Annotated in this window: 16 protein-coding genes and 1 riboswitch; of the genes, 14 read left to right on the top strand and 2 right to left on the bottom strand. The window is 61.5% G+C overall.

Translation table 11 applies throughout. From position 1 onward, the window contains the following. The first annotated feature begins 127 nt into the window (after nucleotides 1-127). From acs to AB4N98_RS19065, 7 genes are all read left to right on the top strand, one after another. The gene (gene acs, locus AB4N98_RS19035) at nucleotides 128-2,083 is read left to right on the top strand and encodes an acetate--CoA ligase (RefSeq protein ID WP_460148862.1); all 1,956 of its coding nucleotides are present in this window, start codon (nucleotides 128-130) and stop codon (nucleotides 2,081-2,083) included. Between the two features lie 669 nt (nucleotides 2,084-2,752). Continuing rightward, nucleotides 2,753-3,538, top strand: coding sequence for an ABC transporter substrate-binding protein (locus AB4N98_RS19040; RefSeq protein ID WP_017529410.1), 786 nt, complete (start codon nucleotides 2,753-2,755; stop codon nucleotides 3,536-3,538). Between the two features lie 92 nt (nucleotides 3,539-3,630). After that, the gene (locus AB4N98_RS19045) at nucleotides 3,631-4,320 is read left to right on the top strand and encodes an ABC transporter permease (protein ID WP_010208305.1); all 690 of its coding nucleotides are present in this window, start codon (nucleotides 3,631-3,633) and stop codon (nucleotides 4,318-4,320) included. Next, on the top strand, nucleotides 4,317-5,015 hold the full coding sequence (locus AB4N98_RS19050) for an ABC transporter permease (RefSeq protein ID WP_017529411.1): 699 nt from the start codon (nucleotides 4,317-4,319) through the stop codon (nucleotides 5,013-5,015). Before AB4N98_RS19045 ends, AB4N98_RS19050 begins: the two co-directional genes overlap by 4 nt. 1 nt (nucleotide 5,016) lies before the next feature. Next, a complete protein-coding gene (locus AB4N98_RS19055; protein WP_017529412.1) occupies nucleotides 5,017-6,129 on the top strand; it encodes a succinylglutamate desuccinylase/aspartoacylase family protein in 1,113 nt (370 codons plus the stop codon). A 27-nt stretch (nucleotides 6,130-6,156) separates the two neighbouring features. Beyond that, entirely contained in the window at nucleotides 6,157-6,921 is a 765-nt protein-coding gene (locus AB4N98_RS19060) for an ABC transporter ATP-binding protein (RefSeq protein ID WP_460148863.1), read from the top strand. Nucleotides 6,922-7,121: 200 nt separating this feature from the next. Next, nucleotides 7,122-8,102 carry a GlxA family transcriptional regulator gene (locus AB4N98_RS19065; RefSeq protein WP_017529414.1) on the top strand — a complete coding sequence of 327 codons (981 nt, stop codon included), beginning with the start codon at nucleotides 7,122-7,124 and terminating at the stop codon, nucleotides 8,100-8,102. 10 nt (nucleotides 8,103-8,112) lie between these two features. On the opposite strand, the gene AB4N98_RS19070 is transcribed toward AB4N98_RS19065, so the two are convergent. Then, nucleotides 8,113-13,161, bottom strand: coding sequence for a dermonecrotic toxin domain-containing protein (locus AB4N98_RS19070; RefSeq protein ID WP_460148864.1), 5,049 nt, complete (start codon nucleotides 13,159-13,161; stop codon nucleotides 8,113-8,115). 299 nt (nucleotides 13,162-13,460) lie between these two features. On the opposite strand from AB4N98_RS19070, the gene AB4N98_RS19075 reads away from it, so the two are divergent. From AB4N98_RS19075 to astE, 7 genes are all read left to right on the top strand, one after another. Then, nucleotides 13,461-14,681, top strand: a complete 1,221-nt coding sequence (locus tag AB4N98_RS19075) for an aspartate aminotransferase family protein (RefSeq protein ID WP_065876830.1) — start codon at nucleotides 13,461-13,463, stop codon at nucleotides 14,679-14,681. A 260-nt stretch (nucleotides 14,682-14,941) separates the two neighbouring features. Beyond that, on the top strand, nucleotides 14,942-15,961 hold the full coding sequence (aruF, locus tag AB4N98_RS19080) for an arginine/ornithine succinyltransferase subunit alpha (protein WP_017529417.1): 1,020 nt from the start codon (nucleotides 14,942-14,944) through the stop codon (nucleotides 15,959-15,961). A gap of 60 nt (nucleotides 15,962-16,021) precedes the next feature. Further along, nucleotides 16,022-17,047 (top strand): arginine N-succinyltransferase, encoded by a 1,026-nt coding sequence (gene astA / locus AB4N98_RS19085; protein ID WP_017529418.1) that lies wholly within the window; start codon nucleotides 16,022-16,024, stop codon nucleotides 17,045-17,047. Beyond that, nucleotides 17,044-18,513, top strand: a complete 1,470-nt coding sequence (astD, locus tag AB4N98_RS19090) for a succinylglutamate-semialdehyde dehydrogenase (RefSeq protein WP_161979904.1) — start codon at nucleotides 17,044-17,046, stop codon at nucleotides 18,511-18,513. The genes astA and astD overlap by 4 nt, the downstream gene beginning before the upstream one ends. 156 nt (nucleotides 18,514-18,669) lie before the next feature. Further along, a complete protein-coding gene (astB, locus tag AB4N98_RS19095; protein ID WP_017529420.1) occupies nucleotides 18,670-20,016 on the top strand; it encodes an N-succinylarginine dihydrolase in 1,347 nt (448 codons plus the stop codon). 26 nt (nucleotides 20,017-20,042) lie between these two features. Continuing rightward, complete coding sequence (locus AB4N98_RS19100) at nucleotides 20,043-20,330, top strand: hypothetical protein (RefSeq protein WP_017529421.1); 288 nt, start codon at nucleotides 20,043-20,045, stop codon at nucleotides 20,328-20,330. Between the two features lie 11 nt (nucleotides 20,331-20,341). Continuing rightward, complete coding sequence (gene astE / locus AB4N98_RS19105) at nucleotides 20,342-21,346, top strand: succinylglutamate desuccinylase (RefSeq protein WP_017529422.1); 1,005 nt, start codon at nucleotides 20,342-20,344, stop codon at nucleotides 21,344-21,346. A gap of 72 nt (nucleotides 21,347-21,418) precedes the next feature. On the opposite strand, the gene AB4N98_RS19110 is transcribed toward astE, so the two are convergent. Further along, nucleotides 21,419-21,928: a 6,7-dimethyl-8-ribityllumazine synthase gene (locus AB4N98_RS19110; RefSeq protein ID WP_003175649.1), complete on the bottom strand. Its 510-nt coding sequence runs from the start codon at nucleotides 21,926-21,928 to the stop codon at nucleotides 21,419-21,421. 97 nt (nucleotides 21,929-22,025) lie between these two features. Next, a riboswitch (FMN riboswitch) is annotated at nucleotides 22,026-22,195 on the bottom strand. Nucleotides 22,196-22,338: the final 143 nt, after the last annotated feature.

The raw sequence follows: 22,338 nt of genomic DNA on the forward strand, positions 1-22,338 counted from the left end.
AGCGCCAAAGCTGGATACCGGGGCAATTTGTAGGGGCTTGTTACTACCATCGTCGAATGGTTCTATAGGCCGGCCCCGGCTACAACAGGGCCATACAAAAACAACTATTGTCACCGAGGTAAGAAAGATGAGTGCGGCTTCCCTGTACCCCGTTCGCCCCGAAGTAGCAGCCAACACGCTGACCGATGAGGCGACCTACAAGGCCATGTACCAGCAGTCGGTGGTCAACCCCGATGGTTTCTGGCGTGAGCAAGCCAAGCGTCTTGACTGGGTCAAGCCTTTCACCGCGGTGAAGCAGACCTCTTTCGACGACCACCATGTCGACATCAAGTGGTTTGCCGACGGCACCCTGAACGTTTCCTACAACTGCCTGGACCGTCATCTCGCCGAGCGTGGCGATCAGGCGGCGATCATCTGGGAGGGTGATGACCCTGCCGAAAGCCGCACCATCACCTACCGCGAGCTGCACGAAGAAGTCTGCAAGTTCGCCAACGCCCTGCGTGGCCAGGACGTGCACCGCGGCGACGTGGTGACGATCTACATGCCGATGATCCCCGAAGCCGTGGTCGCCATGCTGGCCTGTACCCGCATCGGTGCGATCCACTCGGTGGTGTTCGGCGGTTTCTCGCCGGAGGCCCTGGCCGGCCGTATCATCGACTGTAAGTCGAAGGTGGTGATCACCGCCGACGAAGGCATCCGCGCAGGTAAGAAAATTCCGCTCAAGGCCAACGTCGATGACGCCCTGACCAACCCGGAAACCAGCAGCATTCAAAAGGTCATCGTGTGCAAGCGCACCAATGGCGCGATCAAGTGGAACCAGCATCGCGACATCTGGTACGAAGACCTGATGAAAGTGGCCGGCACCGTGTGTGCGCCTAAAGAAATGGGCGCCGAAGAAGCGCTGTTCATCCTCTATACCTCCGGTTCCACCGGCAAGCCTAAAGGCGTGCAGCACACCACCGGCGGCTACCTGTTATACGCAGCCCTGACCCACGAGCGCGTGTTCGACTACCGCCCGGGCGAAATCTACTGGTGCACCGCCGACGTTGGCTGGGTCACCGGCCACACCTATATCGTCTATGGCCCGCTGGCCAATGGCGCGACCACGCTGCTGTTCGAAGGCGTGCCGAACTACCCGGACATCACCCGGGTGGGCAAGATCGTCGACAAGCACAAGGTCAACATCCTCTACACCGCGCCGACTGCGATCCGCGCGATGATGGCCTCGGGCACCGCCGCTTGCGAAGGCGTGGATGGCGGCAGCCTGCGCTTGCTGGGTTCGGTGGGTGAGCCGATCAACCCCGAGGCGTGGGACTGGTACTACAAGAACGTCGGCCAATCCCGTTGCCCGATCGTCGATACCTGGTGGCAGACCGAAACCGGCGCCACCCTGATGAGCCCGCTGCCGGGCGCTCATGCGCTCAAGCCGGGTTCGGCCGCACGGCCGTTCTTTGGCGTGGTGCCGGCGTTGGTGGACAACCTGGGCAACATCATCGAAGGCGCCGCCGAAGGCAACCTGGTGATCCTCGATTCGTGGCCAGGCCAGGCGCGTACGCTGTACGGCGATCATGACCGTTTTGTGGACACTTACTTCAAGACCTTCCGCGGCATGTACTTCACCGGCGACGGTGCGCGTCGTGACGAAGACGGCTACTGGTGGATCACCGGGCGTGTGGACGACGTGCTTAACGTGTCCGGCCACCGCATGGGCACCGCCGAGATCGAAAGCGCGATGGTCGCCCACCCTAAAGTCGCCGAAGCGGCGGTGGTGGGTGTGCCACACGACATCAAGGGGCAGGGCATTTATGTGTACGTCACCCTTAAAAATGGCGAAGAGCCGAACGAAGCGCTGCGCCTGGAGTTGAAAAACTGGGTACGCAAGGAGATCGGGCCGATCGCTTCGCCGGATGTGATCCAGTGGGCGCCGGGCTTGCCGAAGACCCGTTCGGGCAAAATCATGCGCCGCATCCTGCGCAAGATTGCCACGGCTGAGTACGACGGGCTGGGTGATATCTCCACCCTGGCCGACCCAGGTGTGGTGGCGCATTTGATCGAAACCCACAAGACCATGAACGTCGCGTAACGCGGGCTAGGTGGCAAAGAGCCCCATTCGGCATGAGCCGGCTGGGGCTTTTTTGTGCGTTCTCGAAACCACGAAGATCCCCTGTGGGAGGGAGCTTGCTCCGATAGCGGAGGTCCAGTGACCTAGGTGTTGGCTGACACACTGCAATCGGGAGCAAGCCCCCTTCCGCATTTGGGCTGCATTTCAGGTCAGGCTCATGACCAGTCCAATAAATATCGGTTTTTCACGTAGGAGGTTTCTGAATGTTACCGAGCGGCGCAAATGTGTAACCCTGCGCCCAAACATGAGGCAAAGCGCTACGCCCGCGCCGCGAAAAACCGCGTTTTAGACACCCCCGCAAATAAGATCAAACGCCACACTTGCCGTGCTAGAAGGGTTTGCGAATAATAGGCCCGCAATTTGCAGCGTCTACAGGTTTAGTGTCTTTTGTCTCTGCATAAAATTCAGGGGCTGTCAATGAGCTGGAACCGCTTTCTCGGTGCTTCTGTAAATTGTTGTCGCATTGAGGAAATATCGGCTTCCGGCCTGTCGTTAGAATGCCGATCACTCGCTCGTCGTCTCCAGTGTTGAACTGGCGTAGGACGCAGCACCGCTATTCGGTTTCACCTTCGCCGCATCGTGGGCCATGGCTCATACTGCTGTTTTGCCCTATACCGATGGAGTCCCAAGATGAAGAAACTCGTGCTGTTGGGCGCCCTGGCGCTGTCCGTGCTGTCCATGCAGGCTTTCGCTGAAGGCAAGCCTCTGAAAATTGGTATCGAAGCGGCCTACCCTCCGTTTGCCTCGAAGGCGCCGGATGGCAGCATCGTCGGTTTTGACTACGACATCGGCAACGCCCTGTGCAAGCAGATGGACGTCAAGTGCACCTGGGTCGAGCAGGAATTCGATGGCCTGATCCCAGCGCTCAAAGTGCGCAAGATCGACGCGATCCTGTCGTCCATGTCCATTACCGACGACCGCAAGAAGTCCGTGGACTTCACCAACCGCTACTACCTGAGCCCGGCGCGCCTGGTGATGAAGGACGGCACTGCGGTCAGCGACAGCCTGGATGAGTTGAAAGGCAAGAAGATCGGCGTACAGCGTGGCTCGATCCATGACCGTTTCGCCCATGAAGTCCTGGCGCCAAAAGGTGCGGACATCAAGGGTTACAGCACCCAGAACGAAATCTACCTGGACGTGGCTGCCGGTCGTCTCGACGGTACCGTGGCTGACGCTACCCTGCTGCAGGACGGTTTCCTGAAAACCGACGCCGGCAAAGGCTACGCGTTTGTAGGCCCGTCGTTCACCGAAGCCAAATACTTCGGCGACGGCATCGGCATCGCGGTACGCAAGGGCGACAAGGAAAACCTGGACCGCATCAACGCAGCCATCGCCGCGATCCGTGCCAACGGCGAATACAAGAAAATCCAGGACAAGTACTTCGACTTCGATATCTACGGCGCTGACGCCAAGTAAATCGTCGCGGCTGTCTGTGCAAAATGGCGCAAGCAACAGAACACTCTGAAGTTTGCGCCATTTTTTCATCCCCCTTTTCGAGGACCTGAATCATGTTGAAAGGCTACGGGGCCGTCATCCTCGATGGCGCATGGTTGACGCTTCAGCTCGCCTTGTCGTCCATGGCCTTGGCCATTGTTCTGGGTCTGATCGGGGTCGCGTTACGCCTGTCGCCGGTGCGCTGGCTGGCCTGGCTGGGTGACTTGTACTCCACGGTGATCCGCGGGATCCCCGACCTGGTGCTGATCCTGCTGATTTTCTACGGCGGTCAGGACCTGCTCAACCGCGTCGCGCCGATGCTCGGCTACGACGACTATATCGACCTGAACCCCTTGGCCGCCGGTATCGGCACCCTGGGTTTCATCTTTGGCGCCTACCTGTCGGAAACCTTCCGCGGTGCCTTCATGGCCATCCCCAAGGGGCAGGCCGAAGCCGGCCTTGCCTATGGCATGAGCAGCTTCCAGGTGTTTTTCCGGGTGATGGTGCCGCAGATGATTCGGCTGGCTATCCCTGGGTTCACCAATAACTGGCTGGTACTCACCAAGGCCACTGCGCTGATTTCGGTGGTGGGCCTGCAAGACATGATGTTCAAGGCCAAGCAGGCGGCAGATGCCACCCGCGAGCCTTTTACCTTCTTCCTCGCGGTGGCGGCGATGTACCTGGTGATCACCAGCGTGTCGTTGCTGGCCCTGCGTCATCTTGAGAAGCGCTACTCGGTAGGCGTAAGGGCGGCTGATCTATGATCTTCGACTACAACGTCATCTGGGAATCCATGCCGCTGTACCTTGGCGGTTTGCTGACCACCCTGAAACTGCTCGCCATTTCGCTGTTTTTCGGCCTGCTCGCGGCCTTGCCGCTGGGCTTGATGCGCGTGTCCAAGCAGCCGATCGTCAACGGCGCGGCGTGGCTCTACACCTACATCATCCGCGGCACGCCGATGCTGGTGCAGCTGTTTTTGATCTACTACGGGCTGGCGCAGTTCCAAGCGGTACGCGAGAGCTTCCTGTGGCCGCTGCTGTCCAGCGCCACCTTCTGCGCGTGCCTGGCCTTTGCGATCAACACCAGCGCCTACACCGCAGAAATCATCGCCGGCAGCCTCAAGGCCACGCCCAATGGCGAGATCGAGGCAGCCAAGGCCATGGGCATGTCGCGCTATAAGCTGTACCGCCGCATCCTGCTGCCGTCGGCCTTGCGCCGCGCGCTGCCGCAGTACAGCAACGAAGTGATCATGATGCTGCAGACCACCAGCCTGGCGTCCATCGTCACCCTGATCGACATCACCGGTGCCGCGCGCACGGTGAATGCGCAGTTTTACCTGCCGTTCGAGGCCTACATCACCGCCGGCGTGTTCTACCTGTGCCTCACCTTCATCCTGGTACGCCTGTTCAAGTTGGCCGAGCGCCGCTGGCTGAGCTACCTGGCGCCACGGAAGCATTGATATGGAACGTATCGATCACCTATTGCCCTGGGGGCATCTGGGCTGCGAACGCCAACTGAGCGTATTCCGCTTTGGCAGTGGCGAGCGCAAGGCCTATATCCAGGCCAGCCTGCACGCCGATGAACTGCCCGGCATGCGCGCCGCCTGGGAACTGAAAAAACGCCTCGGCGAACTGGAACGTCAAGGCGCCCTCAACGGGGTAATCGAGTTGGTACCGGTGGCCAACCCGATGGGCCTGGGCCAGTTGCTGCAAGGCAGCCACCAAGGGCGTTTCGAGGTAGGCAGCGGCAAGAATTTCAACCGTGATTTCGTCGAATTGAGCGAACCGGTCGCGGCGTTGCTGCAAGGCCGGCTGGGCGATGATGCCCACGCCAACGTGGGCATGATTCGTCAGGCCATGAGCGCCGCGCTCAGCGCGTTGCCGGCCCCGAGCAGCCAGTTGCAAGGCATGCAGCGTATCTTGCTGAGCCACGCCTGCACCGCCGATGTGGTGCTCGACTTGCACTGCGACGCCGAGGCCGCGCTGCATATGTACGCGTTGCCCCAGCATTGGCCGCAGTGGCGTTCGCTGTCGGCGCATTTGAACGTGAAGGTCGGCCTGCTGGCGGAAGATTCCGGCGGCAGCTCGTTCGATGAAGCGTGCTCGTTGCCGTGGTTGCGTCTGTCGCGGATGTTCCCTGAGGCGCAGATCCCGCTGGCGTGCCTGGCGACGACCCTGGAATTGGGTGGCCAGGCCGATACCGGCCGGGATGAAGCGATCTTCCACGCCGAAGGCATCCTCGCATTCCTCGCCGAGCAGGGCCTGATCAAAGGTCAATGGCCGGAGCCGCAGTTCGAGCCTTGCGAAGGCATGCCTTTCGAAGGTACGCAATTGCTGTTCGCCCCCCACGCCGGGGTCATCAGTTACCTGCGTAAGGCCGGTGACTGGGTTGAGAAGGGCGATGCGATTTTTGAAGTGATTGACCCCCTGGAAGACCGCGTGAGCGTCATCTGCGCGGGCACCTCGGGGGTGTTGTTTGCCGTTGAACGGCTACGTTATGCCCAAGCGGGTTTCTGGCTGGCCAAGGTGGCGGGGCGCGATGCGCTGCGGCACGGGCGCTTGCTCAACGACTGACCACCTGTTTTTGTGAGAACCGACCGCATGTACAAGCTTGAAGTCCAAGACCTGCATAAACGCTATGGCAGTCATGAAGTGCTCAAAGGCGTGTCCCTGGCCGCCGCGGCCGGTGATGTGATCAGCATCATCGGTTCCAGCGGTTCGGGCAAAAGTACCTTTTTGCGCTGCATCAACCTGCTGGAGCAACCCCACGCCGGCAAGATCCTGCTCAATAACGAAGAGCTGAAACTGGTGGCCAACAAGGACGGCGCCTTGAAGGCCGCCGACCCCAAGCAACTGCAACGCATGCGTTCGCGCTTGTCCATGGTGTTCCAGCATTTCAACTTGTGGTCGCATATGACCGCCGTTGAGAACGTGATGGAAGCCCCGGTGCATGTGCTGGGCGTGTCGAAGAAAGAAGCCCGTGAAAAGGCCGAGCACTACCTGGCCAAAGTCGGCGTTGGGCATCGTAAGGATGCGTTCCCCGGCCACATGTCCGGCGGCGAGCAGCAGCGCGTGGCGATTGCCCGTGCCCTGGCGATGGAGCCGGAGGTGATGCTGTTCGACGAACCCACCTCGGCGCTCGACCCGGAGTTGGTTGGCGAGGTGCTCAAGGTGATGCAGGACCTGGCTCAGGAAGGCCGCACCATGGTGGTGGTGACCCACGAAATGGGCTTTGCCCGCGAAGTGTCCAACCATTTGGTGTTCCTGCACAAAGGCATTGTTGAAGAGCGCGGCAACCCGAGGGAAGTGCTGGTCAATCCACAGTCCGAGCGCCTTCAGCAGTTCCTGTCCGGCAGCTTGAAATAACACCCCTGCTGAAATTGCTGGCGCTTTAGGTGGGAGGGGGCTTGCTCCCGATAGCGGTCCATCAGATACACATGTGCTGACTGGTACACCGCTATCGGGAGCAAGCCCCCTCCCAGATTTGTTTTTGAGCTTTGTATTGGTTTACGGGCTAGCATTGCCCCACAGTTTCTTTCACTGTTTTTGTTTCGGATAGCTCCCACATGACCGCCCACAAAATTGGTTTCCTGATTTGGCCCAGCACAAAAGCGCTCACGCTTGCGCTGGCTGAGGAGGCCTTGCGCGTTGCTCAGCGGGTGCATCCGGATGTGGTCTACGAGCTGTCGTTCCTGCTCGCCGAACCTGCCACCGACGGCGCCTGGCAACTGCCGGGCGAGCCATGGGCCGGCAAGCTCGAAGGCTTCCAGAAACTGTTCCTGCTGGCTGACGAACCGCCCACCGTCATCGCCTCTCAACTGAGCAGTGCCCTCAAGCAACTTGTGCGGGCCGGCTGCGTGATCGGTGGTCTGTCGGCAGGCGTGTATCCACTGGCCCAACTCGGTCTGCTCGACGGCTACCGCGCCGCCGTGCACTGGCGCTGGCAGGACGATTTCGCCGAGCGCTTCCCCAAGGTCATCGCCACCAGCCATCTGTTCGACTGGGACCGAGACCGCTTGACCGCCTGCGGTGGCATGTCGGTGCTCGACCTGCTGCTGGCGGTACTTGCCCGTGATCACGGCGCCGAGCTTGCCGGCGCGGTGTCCGAAGAGCTGGTGGTGGAGCGCATCCGCGAAGGCGGCGAACGCCAGCGGATTCCGCTGCAAAACCGCCTGGGTTCCAGCCACCCGAAGCTGACCCAGGCGGTGTTGTTGATGGAAGCCAATATCGAAGAACCGCTGACCACCGACGAAATCGCCCAGCACGTGTGCGTGTCGCGACGACAACTTGAACGCATCTTCAAGCAGTACCTCAACCGCGTTCCCAGCCAGTATTACCTGGAACTGCGCCTGAACAAGGCGCGCCAGATGCTCATGCAAACCAGCAAGTCGATCATCCAGATCGGCCTCTCCTGCGGCTTTTCCTCGGGGCCGCATTTCTCCAGTGCCTACCGCAACTTTTTCGGCGCCACGCCGCGTGAAGACCGCAACCAACGACGCAGCAGCAGCCCCTTTGAATTGTCCTCGGTGCCGTCCGAACGCGGTTGACCCGCAGGCTCTATTGTTCCATTTCCTCCTCGGACACGTCGGGTGACGCAGCAAGCGGGTTCATCTGCGGGTCCAGCGTGACTTCTACTACGCCAAAGTCCACCGCATGGCGTCGGTAGTAAGGGCGCAGCATGGCAATTGTCGCGGGTGAGAGTGGGTTGCCATTCAGATCGAAGCCATCGGCCAGGTCAGGCGTGATTTCAAGAATGTCGCTGGGAAGCTCGGTGATCTGGTTGTCGCTCAAATCCAGTTGATCGAGCAGCGGCAGGTTGAATGCGCCCGCGGGGGCTTCGGTAAGCCCGGCATTCGAGAGCATCAGCGTTGAGAGCCCGGTCATCAAGCGTACGTTCGGTGTAATGCCCAGCGGGTTTTCGCTCAGGTCCAGGTAGTTAAGGTGCTCCAGGCCGCTTAACGCGTCGGCGCTGGCAGGGCTCAGGCGCAGGCCGCTGAACGTCAGGCTCAGCGACCTGAGCTTGGCCAGGTTGAACACCTCCAGTGGGATGTCCGGCAATGCGTAGCGATGCACCAGCAAGCTTTCAAGCTGAGGGAAGCGCTTGAGGAAGCCCGGCGGGATCGACGTATGGTGCTCGCCCACCAGTTCAATCCTCGCGACATGGTTAAAGCTCACGTTCAGTGCCGGCAAATCCCCCAGGATCGCGTGGGTGCTGACCAGTTCGTGAGTGTCTCGCGGCGACTCATGATCCGCGTACAGGGCGGTTTCCCGGCGCCAGCAGTCTTGCAGCAACGTCTTGAACGCCCGCCGTGTGATTTGCTGTTGCGCGCGCGTTCGGGTGTCCAGGGGGGCGTGGGTGACGGGGTGTCGCTCGGGGACTTCCACCGCCCACTGCTCAAGGTCTGTTTGCAGGCGCTCGTAGTCCGCTTTCATGTCGGTGAGGGTAGCCATTGCGTCGTCCAGGCTGCGCGGCAGCTTGAAGATAAATTGGCTGGCCTCCCTGTCGGTGAAGGTAGGGTAGAGCTCATGGACCCGGCGCCGCTCTTCAAGGCCGGCATCCGCGCCGAAGTGTTCGCCGGTTTGCTGGCAATAGGTTTTGACCCGCTCCAGGGTGGCCCGCGAGAGCGGGTTGCCGGAAAAATCAAAGGCCTTGGCGCGTTCGGCCGGCAACGTAAAGAGGGCATCGGGCAGTGCTTGAAACTGGTTGTCGCTGAGGCTGGCGTCGATCAAGTGGGGCAGGTCCGTCAGGCCTTGGGGCGCTTGGGCAATCTCTGTGTGGCTCAGGTTCAGCAGCTGCAAGTCGGTCATGTGTTCAAGGTTGGGCGCCAGCGTCAGCGGGTTGCTGGACAGGTCGAGGGTCTTTAACCCGCGCAGGCTGGCCAGGTTTTCACGGCTTTGCGCGGTCAACTTGATGGCCGTGTTGCGCAGTGTCAGGTCATTGAGATGGGGTTGCGACGTTACCTCGGTGGGCAGTGTTCGCAGGGCTATGCCGTGGATATTCAGGCTGCGCAGCTTGGGGAATTGGGCCAGGAACGCCGGTGTGCCTCGGGTGGACACATAGCTGTTCAATTCCAGGTAGGAGATGTGGTCGAAGTTGGCGCTCAGTTTTGGCAGTTCGCCATAGATCGGCTGGGTGAGGCGCAGCGTGAGGCCGTTGTCATCGGGGTTGGGGAAATGGCTATCGGACGGGGTTTCATGGCGCCAGGCGTGAACTATTTCTTCTACCCACCGCGCTCGATTGTGCCGCTCGGCCGTGATCACCGCGCGGCTCAGGGGGATCTGCGTATCGAGGAACGTCTGCGGCGTGTTGTGAAGCCAGGTCGCCAGGTCGGCTTGCAATCTCAGCAATTCTCTTTTGACGGATTGCAGCGTCAGCAACGGCGGACCCGCCTGGGCGCGCATGGCTTCCAGCACATTGCGCACTTCTTCCGGGTTCAGGCTGGGGTAAAGATCGCGCAGCCGATCTTCCAGCGACGGTTGCCCACTGGGGCCAGGCGTGGGTGAGGTCCGGTCATAGCCTTCCATGCCCCCTGGCAGGCGCATCAGTTTCGGGTCGTAAAGAGGCTTGCGCACGGGCATCTCGGCGAGCAGCGTGCCAACCTCTTCGCGCGTCAGCGCGTGTTGGCGCAAGGTCTGGCGCAGCAATCGGCCTTGGCCGATCTGCATGCCCAGCGCGTCGCGCTGGGCGTCGGGGAGTGCCTGGAGCACCGCTGTATAGAAGTCGGTTTCTCCAAAGAGCGTGCCCTCGCCGTTTTCTGGAACGTAAGCGCCCTCGGCCGTACGCACCAACGTACGTTGGATCGGCGCTTGAGGCGTGCCGATTGAGTCGCGCACGCGGCCTGTGCGCGAGTAGTCGGTGACGACCAGGCGCACCTGGGGCGACCAGCCCGGCAGCTTTTGCAAGGTGTGCAGGGCAAGGCGATGGGTGTCGCTGCTGTCCACCGAGTCCAGGTACAGCCCTTCGTAGGCGCGGCTGATCCTGACTTGGTGCGCCGCCCAACGTGCACGTTCCGTCAAGGTTGCGGGCAGGCTGCCCTGGTCGATTTCCAGCAGCTCCTGGCCGGTCGCTTCGCGCAACACCTCTTCGGCGGTGCTGGTAGGTAGGCCGGGCGTGGTGTCGATGATTTTTTGCACGCGAGGGTCGTGGGTGACCTCCCGGCTGCGATAACGCGCGTCAAACAGGGCAAAGCGTTTCTCCTCGGCTTTGCGCGCCAGGCGTTTGCGCAGTATGGCCGCGCGCACGTGGGGCTGTGTGACGGCCGCGCCAAACTCTTCTTCCAGTAGGATTTTGCGTTCGGGTTCGTCGAGGGTTTCGAGCAGGGTCTTGAGCAGGTCGCCATTTTTCAACTGCGCTTGGTGGACCTGCACCACTGCGGCGTTTTCCTTGCCTTTGAGTTCCCACAACGTGCGGCCTTCGGCGTCGAGAAAGCGCAGGGTTTTGGATGCAGGCCACAGGGCCGTATTGCTGAGCAACCAGAGTTGGGTCTGTGAATCGGCTTTTTGAAACAGCTCAGGGTCGTCGCTGTTCATCTGGTCGATGAAGTCTTGCAGTTGTTGGTCGAGGGTGACGCGCTTGAGTGCGTCGGCTAGCAGGGGCGGCGGTGGCTGGCGGTCCATGAACTGCTTGCGCAGGGCCGGTTCATCGGTACCGCTGATCAGCCGCGCCTCCTCCAGGCGTGCGTCGCTGAGGTGCTCGGCGAGTGGGCCTTGTCGGCGCAGGAGGGTGGCGCGGTCCCAGCTCAAAGGCTGATCCACTTCGGTGACCCAGGCGCCCGCGCCGTTGCCCATGATCCGGGGGCGGTAGGCGTGCGGGCGGGTCGGGTGTTGCATGAATGCGTGGCCGGTGCGTTGCTCAACGGCGAAGTGTTTGCCGTCGAGCGCCAGGATCTGTTTGCCTTGGTGGGTGTGCAGCCCTTCGGGGTTGGCAGATGATTCGGCAGCCAGGGTGATGTCGTGGGCGTAGGGCGTGAGGTCAGGCTTCCAACGGCGGGTTTTGCCGTCTTCGCCGCTGACCGGGTGAAGCGTGTCGAAAAAATCCCACAGTGGCTGGGGCAGCGCCTGTCGTAGCAGGCTTTCGGCAATCGGCGCGCCCACCGCGAACATCCCCAGTTGCACCATTTGTTCAAGGATCGACATCAGGTGGCCGAAGGCCTGGCGCTTGAGCCCTTCGGCCCAATCGAGGATGCCTTCGAAGGTGTCGTCGAGCAGTTGGAAGGCGGTATAGCCGAGCATCAACGCCCCCAGCGGCGGTATGAAGGGGGTGGCGATAAAGGCCGCCACTTCGAGAATCGCCTTGGCGACTTTTTGCACGATGCTCCAGCGTTGCCAGCGCGCCTGGCGATCGGCGTCGGCGCTGGACACGGCGGTCACGCGTGCGTCATTGAGCAGCTGGTTGAGTTTGTTTTCGTAGAGGTGTTCGTACAGGCCGCCGCTGATCTTGGTGGCGAAAAACTGCAGGTTGGGCTCCGCCACGGGCTTTTCGCGCCAGGCCGGTCGTGGGTCGCCGGGTTTGGGCTTGTGCCAGGCCACTTGCGACAGGCGATTGTTAAGGTCGGCGAAAAAATAGCCGCGGTGCTCCTGTTTGACGAAGCGGCAGAAGAACTTCTGGTAGTCGGCGCTGCGCAGCTTCGAGGTGAGGTCGAGCATGAACGCCGTGCCGTTGGGGTAGTACTTGAGCGGCGCCTGTGGGTCACCGGGGATGTAAGCCACCACGGGCGTTGAATCGTGGTGCGCCTCCAGGTCGGCGGCGAACAGCACGATACCGGTCAGCGGCGCTGCCATCAGGCTCAGGTCGTGGCTGAGCAGCAATTTGCCTTCCAGCATCATGCCGCGCAGGCCTTCGAGTTGGCCCTGAAGGGTGTAAAAGGCGGCGTCGCTCACGTCTTTTTTCAGGCGCGCCATATGCAGGCTGGTGTTGGCCTCGGCCTTGAGGCTTTGGATCAGCGTGTCGCGCAGGGTGGCCTTGACGGTGGCGTCTTCGAAGCCGAAAAAGCGCTTGAGGTAGCGTTGGTAGCGCGCGCCGATATCCAGCTCGCGGCACAGCTGGATGAACTGTCGGATGCTGACCTTGCCGGCGAACGAGGGCAACGTGTCGAACTGCCCGGTGGCGCTGGGTTGGGTGATAAAGGTTGAGTCGTTTGTGTAAGCGTGCGGCTGGCTTTCGGCCGCGTCGAAGTTATGCAGGGCGGCCGAAAGCAGCGACACGGTCCAGACTTTCGCGCCGCCGGTCGGCACGGGCAGCAGCGGGGTCGTCAGCGGTGTGTACAGGCGCAGGTAGGTGGTCGTTACATCGGCGTCCAGGCCGAACCGTTGCTTGAGCGCTTGCAGCAGCAGGGGCGCGGCGAACTGTTGCGGGGTCTGGAGTGTCGCCAGGGCGCTGTCCACCTGATTGTGCGCGTTCCAGTTCGTCGCCAGCGCCAGTTTGAGCGGCGCCTGCCGTTCGCGGCTGGTGGTGGCATGCCAGTCGGCAAATACCATCGGTGTGGCTTTTAATGCCTGGCGCTTGGCGGCTGAGGCGTTTCCCAGCCAGCTTGGCAGCGTTGTGTGTACACCGGCGGGCGCGATGCGTGTGGCCTGGATAACGCTTTGAATGACAGCGGAAGCCATGTGGCTGATCCTTCAGTGAATTGAGTCACCGAGATCAAAACAGGCTTTGGGTTCGTTCAGGCTTCAGATAGTTAGCGCGTGGCGGCAAATCAGCCGTGCATGCCTCTGCCTCTCGGGCCCTGCACGGTTTAAACTGCGCCTTTGCGACGCTATTTGTCGCATTGGCGTAAACCCGCCAAAAACGCGGGTTGGCGCTATAAGAAGTTGTCGCTTGGCGGCAAGGCCGCGCTGAAAACTGTCCTTACAATCCCTGCATCGCCCGCCAGTTCCAGGCAGGCGTTCCTCTTCAGGAGACTCCGATGTCCGTTGAGCAAGCCCCGGTGCAACGTGCCGATTTCGACCAGGTCATGGTTCCCAACTACGCACCTGCCGCGTTCATACCTGTGCGTGGCGCAGGGTCCCGCGTATGGGACCAGGCGGGTCGCGAGCTGATCGACTTTGCCGGCGGCATCGCGGTCAACGTGTTGGGCCACGCCCACCCGGCGCTGGTCGGTGCGCTGACCGAACAGGCCAACAAGCTGTGGCATGTCTCCAACGTCTTCACCAATGAGCCGGCCCTGCGCCTGGCGCATAAATTGATCGACGCCACCTTTGCCGAGCGCGTGTTCTTCTGCAACTCCGGCGCCGAAGCCAACGAGGCCGCGTTCAAGCTGGCCCGTCGCGTGGCGTTCGACCGTTTCGGCAGTGAAAAGTACGAAATCATCGCCGCACTGAACAGCTTCCACGGCCGTACCCTGTTCACCGTCAACGTCGGTGGCCAGTCCAAGTACTCCGATGGCTTCGGGCCTAAAATTACCGGCATCACCCACGTGCCTTATAACGACCTGGCGGCGCTGAAAGCCGCCGTGTCGGGCAAGACCTGCGCGGTGGTGCTGGAACCGATCCAGGGCGAAGGCGGTGTACTGCCGGCCGAACTGGCTTACCTGCAAGGGGCCCGCGAGCTGTGCGACGCCAACGACGCGCTGCTGGTATTCGACGAAGTGCAAACCGGCATGGGCCGCAGCGGCCACCTGTTTGCCTACCAGCACTACGGCGTCGTGCCGGACATCCTCACCAGCGCCAAGAGCCTGGGCGGCGGTTTCCCGATCGCGGCCATGCTGACGACTGAAGCGCTGGCCAAGCACCTGGTGGTCGGCACTCACGGCACCACCTACGGCGGCAACCCGCTGGCGTGCGCGGTGGCTGAGGCGGTGATCGACGTGATCAACACACCCGAGGTGCTGGCCGGCGTCAAGACCAGGCATGAACAGTTCAAGGCGCGCCTGGAGCGGATCGGCACGCAATACGGCATCTTCACCCAAGTGCGCGGCATGGGCCTGTTGATCGGTTGCGTGCTCAGCGACGCGTTCAAAGGCAAGGCCAAGGACGTGTTCAACGCGGCCGAAAAAGAAAACCTGATGATCCTGCAAGCCGGCCCCGACGTGGTGCGTTTTGCCCCGAGCCTGGTGGTGGACGAAGCGGACATCAATGAAGGCCTGGATCGTTTTGAGCGGGCTGTAAAAACACTGACGCAAGCATGATGGACCGTTCGATGCCCGCGCGATTGAGCATCGAACCCAAATTTTTATGCCGGGCCCGTCAGTTGGAGCGGTGAAGATCCAAATGTGGGAGGGGCGGTGCGACGATTCGACTTGCTCCCGATGGCGGTGTGTCAGTGAATTCATTCATCAACTGACACACTGCCATCGGGAGCAAGCCCCCTCCCACACCGGACGTCACTGGTTTCTGGACTGTGCCTGGTATTTTTTCCTATGAGTTTTTCGAGTTAAGGAGTGACACCATGCTGGTGATGCGCCCCGCGCAAATGGCTGATCTGGGCGAGGTACAGCGTCTGGCTGCGGACAGCCCGATTGGTGTCACTTCCTTGCCGGACGATGTGGAACGCCTGAGCGACAAGATCGCCGCCAGCGAAGCGTCCTTCGCGGCCGAGGTGAGTTTCAACGGTGAAGAAAGCTATTTCTTCGTACTCGAAGACACCGAGACCGGCCAGCTCGCCGGTTGTTCGGCCATCGTCGCCTCGGCCGGCTACTCGGAGCCCTTTTACAGTTTCCGTAACGAAACCTTTGTGCACGCCTCCCGCGAGCTGAAGATCCACAACAAGATCCATGTGCTTTCCCAGTGCCACGATCTCACCGGCAACAGCCTGCTTACCAGTTTCTATGTGAAGCCTGCGCTGGTCGGTTCGCCGTGGTCGGAACTCAACTCCCGTGGCCGTCTGTTGTTCGTCGCCAGCCACCCCGAGCGCTTTGCCGACTCGGTGGTGACCGAGATCGTCGGCTACAGCGACGAGAACGGTGATTCGCCGTTCTGGGACGCCATCGGCCGCAACTTCTTCGACCTCAACTACGCCGCCGCCGAGCGCTTGTGCGGGCTGAAGAGCCGCACCTTTCTCGCCGAACTGATGCCGCATTACCCGATCTACGTGCCGCTGCTGCCGGACGAAGCCCAGGAAGCCATGGGCCAGGTGCACCCGCGTGCGCAGATCACCTTCGACATCCTCATGCGCGAAGGCTTCGAGACCGACCATTACATCGACATCTTCGATGGCGGCCCGACGCTGCATGCACGGGTTTCGGGCATTCGCTCGATCGCCCAGAGCCGCGTGGTGCCGGTGAAGATCGGTGAGATGGCCAAGGGTGTCGGCCGCCAGTACCTGGTGAGCAACGCGCAATTGCAGGATTACCGCGCGGTGATGCTGGAACTGGACTACGCCCCCGGCAAGCCGGTGACCCTGGACCTGGCGGCGGCTGAAGCGCTGGGCGTTGGCGAAGGCGCCAGCGTGCGTCTTGTTGCAGTTTGAGAGCCGGTATAAAACAGAGTTTCGCGGGTGGCTGCAAAGCGGCCCGTCTGAGGAGATAGCATGATCGTTCGTCCCGTACGCAGCAGCGATTTACCGGCCCTGATTGATCTGGCGCGCAGCACCGGCACCGGCTTGACCACCTTGCCGGCCAACGAAGAGCGCCTGACCCACCGGGTTGGCTGGGCCGAAAAAACCTTTCGCGGCGACGCCGGGCGCGGCGACGCGGACTACCTGTTCGTGCTGGAAAACGATGAAGGCCGCGTGGTGGGTATTTCCGCCATCGCCGGTGCCGTTGGACTACGTGAACCTTGGTACAACTTCCGGGTCGGCCTGACGGTCAGCGCCTCCCAGGAGCTGAACATCTACCGCGAGATCCCGACGCTGTTCCTGGCCAACGACCTCACCGGCAATTCCGAGCTGTGTTCGTTGTTTTTGCACGCCGATTACCGCAACGGCCTCAACGGTCGCATGCTGGCCAAGGCGCGCCTGCTGTTTATCGCCGAATTCCCGCAGCTGTTCGGTAACAAGATCATCGCCGAGATGCGCGGCGTGTCCAACGAGGCCGGGCGTTCGCCGTTCTGGGAAAGCCTGGGCCGGCACTTTTTCAAGATGGAATTCAGCCAGGCCGACTATCTCACCGGCGTGGGGAACAAGGCGTTTATCGCCGAGCTGATGCCGAAGTTTCCGTTGTACAGCTGCTTCCTGTCCGAGGATGCGCGCAACGTGATCGGCAAGGTGCATCCAGACACCGAGCCGGCGCTGAGCATGCTCAAGAGCGAAGGTTTCAGCTACCAGGGCTATGTCGACATCTTTGACGCCGGCCCGGCGGTGGAGTGCGAAACCGCCAAGATCCGTGCGGTGCGCGACAGCCAGTCGCTGGTGCTGGCCATTGGCACGCCGGGGGACGACGCCACGCCGTTCCTGATCCATAACCGCAAGCGCGAAGATTGCCGCATCACCGCCGCACCGGCGCGCCTTGCCGCCGGCACCCTGGTGGTTGATCCGCAGACCGCCAAACGCCTGCAACTGGTGGTGGGTGATCAAGTGCGCGCTGTACCGTTGTCCGCTGCTCGGGAGTCGAAATAATGAATTCGTTGTATATCGCAGGGAGCTGGCTGGCTGGCCAGGGTGAGCTATTTGAATCGCGTAACCCGGTAACCCAACAGGTGTTGTGGGCCGGCAATGGCGCCAGCGTCGAGCAGGTTGAATCCGCCGTGCAGGCCGCGCGCCAGGCGTTCCCGGCGTGGGCCCAGCGCTCGTTGGAAGAGCGCATCGGCGTGCTGGAAGCCTTCGCCAGTATCCTGAAACGCCGCGCTGATGAAATCGCCCGCTGCATCGGTGAGGAAACCGGCAAGCCGCTGTGGGAATCGGCCACCGAAGTCACCAGCATGGCCAACAAGATCGCCATCTCCGTGCAAAGCTACCGTGAACGTACTGGCGAGAAGAGCGGCCCCCTGGGCGACGCCACCGCCGTATTGCGCCACAAACCTCACGGCGTGGTGGCGGTGTTCGGCCCCTACAACTTCCCTGGGCACTTGCCCAACGGGCATATCGTCCCGGCCTTGCTGGCGGGTAACACCGTGTTGTTCAAGCCGAGCGAACTGACCCCCAAAGTCGCCGAGCTGACCGTGCAATGCTGGATCGAAGCCGGCTTGCCGGCGGGCGTGCTGAACCTGCTGCAAGGCGCGCGGGAGACCGGCATCGCGTTGGCGGCCAACCCAGGCATCGACGGTTTGTTCTTCACCGGTTCCAGCCGCACCGGCAATCACCTGCACCAGCAGTTCTCCGGGCGTCCGGACAAGATCCTGGCGCTGGAAATGGGGGGCAACAACCCGCTGGTGGTCGACGAAGTGGCCGACGTGGATGCGGCGGTTTACACGATTATCCAATCGGCGTTTATCTCGGCCGGCCAGCGCTGCACCTGTGCCCGTCGCCTGTTGGTGCCGCAAGGTGCCTGGGGCGATGCGTTGCTGGCGCGCCTGGTGGCGGTCAGCGCCACGATTGAGGTGGGCGCCTTCGATCAACAACCGGCGCCGTTCATGGGCTCGGTGATTTCCCTCGGCGCGGCCAAGGCCTTGATGCAAGCCCAGGAGTTGATGCTGGCCAACGGCGCCGTGGCGCTGCTTGAAATGACCCAGCCGCAGGATCAGGCGGCGTTGCTGACCCCCGGCATCATTGATGTGACCGGCGTCACCGAGCGCGAAGACGAAGAACTGTTCGGCCCGCTGCTGCAGGTGATTCGCTACGTTGATTTCGAAGCGGCGATCACCGAGGCCAACAACACCCAGTACGGCCTGGCTGCCGGTTTGCTGTCGGATTCCGAAGCGCGTTACCAGCAGTTCTGGCTGCAAAGTCGCGCCGGTATCGTCAACTGGAACAAACAACTGACCGGCGCCGCCAGCACCGCGCCATTCGGTGGGGTAGGGGCTTCGGGCAACCATCGCGCCAGTGCGTATTACGCGGCGGATTATTGCGCGTACCCGGTGGCGTCGCTGGAGACCCCGAGCCTGGTGGTGCCGGCCACGCTGACCCCCGGCATAACACTGATCTGAATGTGGGAGGGGGCTTGCTCCCGATAGCGGTGTGTCAGTCACCTGATTCATAACTGACAGACTGCTATCGGGAGCAAGCCCCCTCCCACACTGGATTTATGGTGTTTTAAAGACTTTTGCTGCCTTATAAAAACAGATGTTCGTGGAGCCTCGCCGATGAAATCCTATGAAGTCAATTTTGACGGTCTAGTGGGGCCGACCCATAACTATGGCGGTTTGTCCTTCGGCAACGTCGCGTCCCAGAGCAACAGCCAGCAGCATTCCAACCCCAAGGAAGCCGCGTTGCAGGGCCTGCAAAAAATGAAAGCCCTGATGGACATGGGGTTTGTGCAAGGCGTGCTTGCACCGCAGGAACGCCCGGACGTAGCCGCTTTGCGCAGCCTCGGTTTCGGTGGCACTGATGCCCAGGTGATCGAGCAGGCGGCCAGGCAAGCCATGCCGTTGCTGGTGGCCAGTTGCTCGGCATCAAGCATGTGGGTGGCCAACGCCGCCACCGTCAGCCCGAGCGCCGACACGTCTGACGGCCGCGTGCACTTCACCGCCGCCAACCTCAACTGCAAATACCACCGCAGCATCGAGCATCCGACCACCAGCCGCGTGCTGGGGGCGATGTTTGCCGATGGCAAGCACTTCGCCCACCACGCCGCGTTGCCGGCTGTGGCGCAGTTCGGCGACGAAGGCGCGGCCAACCACACGCGTTTCTGCCGTGAATACGGCGAGGCGGGCGTGGAGTTTTTTGTGTTCGGGCGCAGTGCATTCGACCCGCGTTACCCCGCGCCGCAGAAATACCCGGCGCGCCAGACCCTCGAAGCGTCCCAGGCCGTTGCACGCCTGCACGGCCTGAAGGACGAAGGCGTGGTCTATGCCCAGCAGAACCCGGCGGTGATCGATGCCGGCGTGTTCCATAACGACGTGATCGCGGTGGGCAATGGCGAAGTGCTGTTCTATCACGAGGATGCGTTCCTCAATACCGAACCGATGCTCGCCGAGCTGCAAGGCAAGTTGGGCAAGCTGGGCGGCAACTTCCAGTCGGTGTGCGTGCCACGTGCGCAGGTCAGCGTCGAGGACGCGGTGCGTTCCTACCTGTTCAACAGCCAATTGCTGACCCGCCCGGACGGCTCGATGCTGTTGATCGTGCCGGAGGAATGCCGTGCCAACGAACGTGTGTGGCACTACCTGCAAGGCCTCACCGCCTCCGGTGGGCTGATCCGCGAAGTGAAGGTGTTCGACCTCAAGCAAAGCATGCAGAACGGTGGTGGCCCGGCGTGCCTGCGCTTGCGCGTGGCGCTGAACGAAACTGAACTGGCGGCCGTGAACCCAGGGGTTATCATGACCGCGCCGTTGTACGACACGCTGACCCAGTGGGTCCACAAGCACTACCGCGACAGCCTGCGTGAAACCGACCTGGCTGACCCGCAATTGCTGCTTGAGTGCCGGACGGCACTGGATGAACTGACGCAAATCCTTAAACTGGGCTCGGTTTATCCTTTCCAGATCAATTAATGCCGCACGGCTGAGAGCTTTTATTTATGACCGACACCCTGCAACTTATCCTTGAAGACACCGACGGCACCCAGTTGGAAACCTCCTGCACCCGCGTCGCCGTGGTCTGGCAGGGCAAGGAGATCTGGATCCAGCACGACGGCCGCGGCCAACTGCTGATCGGCGTGGATGTGGAAGAAGGCGATGCCGAGTACGCCAACCTGCTGATGCGCCCACTGGCCACCAACCTGATGAGCCTGCAACTGGAAATGGAACCGGCCGACGTCGAAGGTGATGACGACGATCACGTCCACGGCCCAGGCTGCAACCACTAAGGAAGCTGCGTATGCTCGCCCTCGGCAAACTGCTTGAACTGACCCTCGCCGGTCGCGAACCGGCGCAAAAAATTCAACTGACTGTCGACGGCGTGCAGATGCGCTGGCTCAGCGAGGGTGCGCTTGAAGTGCGCCCGCCGCAGGCTCGGGACAACGGCGGCGACCTGCTGCTGTCGTCCGGCATCCATGGCAACGAAACCGCGCCGATCGAACTGCTCGACCGCCTGTTGCATGGCATCGCCCGTGGGGAGATCAAGCCCCGCACCCGTATTCTGTTCCTGTTCGGCAACCCCGAGGCCATGCGCCGCGGCGAGCGTTATCTCGAACTGGACATCAACCGGCTGTTCAACGGCCGTCATGAAAGCAACATCGGCCCCGAAGCCATGCGCGCCGCCGAACTGGAGCAACTGGCCCGCAGCTTTTTCAGCCAGCCTGGCCGTTCGCGCCTGCATTACGACCTGCACACGGCCATCCGCGGCTCGAAGATCGAGCAGTTCGCCCTGTACCCCTGGAAGGAAGGGCGCCAGCACTCGCGTCGTGAGCTTTCGCGCCTGCGCGCCGCCGGCATGGAAGCGGTGCTGATGCAGAACAAGGCCTCGATCACCTTCTCGGCTTTTACCTACGAGCAGTTGGACGCCGAGGCCTTCACCCTGGAACTGGGCAAGGCCCGGCCGTTCGGGCAGAACCAGGGGGTGGATGTGTCGCGCCTGGAGCTGCGCCTGAAGCAGATCATCGAAGGCACCGAGCCTGAGGCTGACAGCCTCGACGGTCTGAAGCTGTTTGCCGTTGCGCGGGAGGTGATCAAGCACAGCGACGCCTTCCTGCTGCACCTACCGGCAGACGTGGAAAACTTTTCGGAATTGGAAAAGGGCTATTTGCTGGCCGAAGACGTGGCGAAGACCCGCTGGGTGATCGAGGAGGAGGGCGCACGCATCATCTTCCCCAACCCGAAGGTCAAGAACGGCTTGCGGGCGGGGATTCTGATTGTGCCGACTACAGAGGCCGGTCTGGCGTAGATCTCAAGGCTCGTGTAGTTCCAAATGTGGGAGGGAGCAAGCCCCCTCCCACATTTTGTTTGGCGGTGTGGCTTAGACCGCTACCGCACGCGGTTCGCTGCGACGGATCGCACGGACTTTGTGCAGCGTGTCGGCGCAGGTGCGTGCCGCTTCCTGGCCCTTGTGCACGAAGTGATCGTGGAAGAATGCATGGTGTTCGCTGCCCGCATGGAAATGGTGTGGGGTCAGGGAGACCGAGAACACCGGTACTTCTGTTTCCAGTTGCACTTGCATCAGGCCACTGACCACCGACTGGGCGACGAATTCGTGACGGTAGATACCACCGTCCACCACCAGTGCGGCGGCGACGATACCGGCATAACGGCCGGTCTTGGCCAGCAGTTTGGCGTGCAGGGGCATTTCAAAGGCGCCGCCGACTTCGAAGAAATCGATGTCCGATTCCTGGTAGCCCTGAACGAGCATTTCGGCGAGGAAGCCTTTACGGGATTGGTCGACAATATCCTTGTGCCAGCAGGCTTGGATAAACGCGACGCGCTCGCCATGATGGTTTTTGCTTTTGCTGTCGATAGCGGTGGGTTGCATGTTCTGACTCCTGTTTAAGAAAAAAACAGGGCGTTATGAATCGAATGGGATTTAAGGGTACGCATGCGCGAACAGGCGCGCGGCCCTTAGGTGCCAATCCCGTTCTCTCTTCATCCGGACTATGACCGTCGGCCCCGGGATCACACCGGGTCTGCTGACCTTGTCGCCGTCCCGCGTGAGCAGTTCGAGGCGCCAAGCGCTCGCGGGCTATACACATTGCGTGTAATTACCGCCGGTGGGGAGTTACACCCCGCCCTGAGAACGTTACCGCCAGAACCCTGGCGGCGGAGAGTTTTTAACATGGTTTTTCAAAAACTGCACGAGCGCCGTATCGATAAGCTATATCGGTTTGTTTGGTTGGTATTCGATTGAGTGCAGACGGGGCTTGATATTCCTCGGCTTTGCCCGCA

Source organism: Pseudomonas sp. S3_E10 (genome assembly GCF_054667615.1).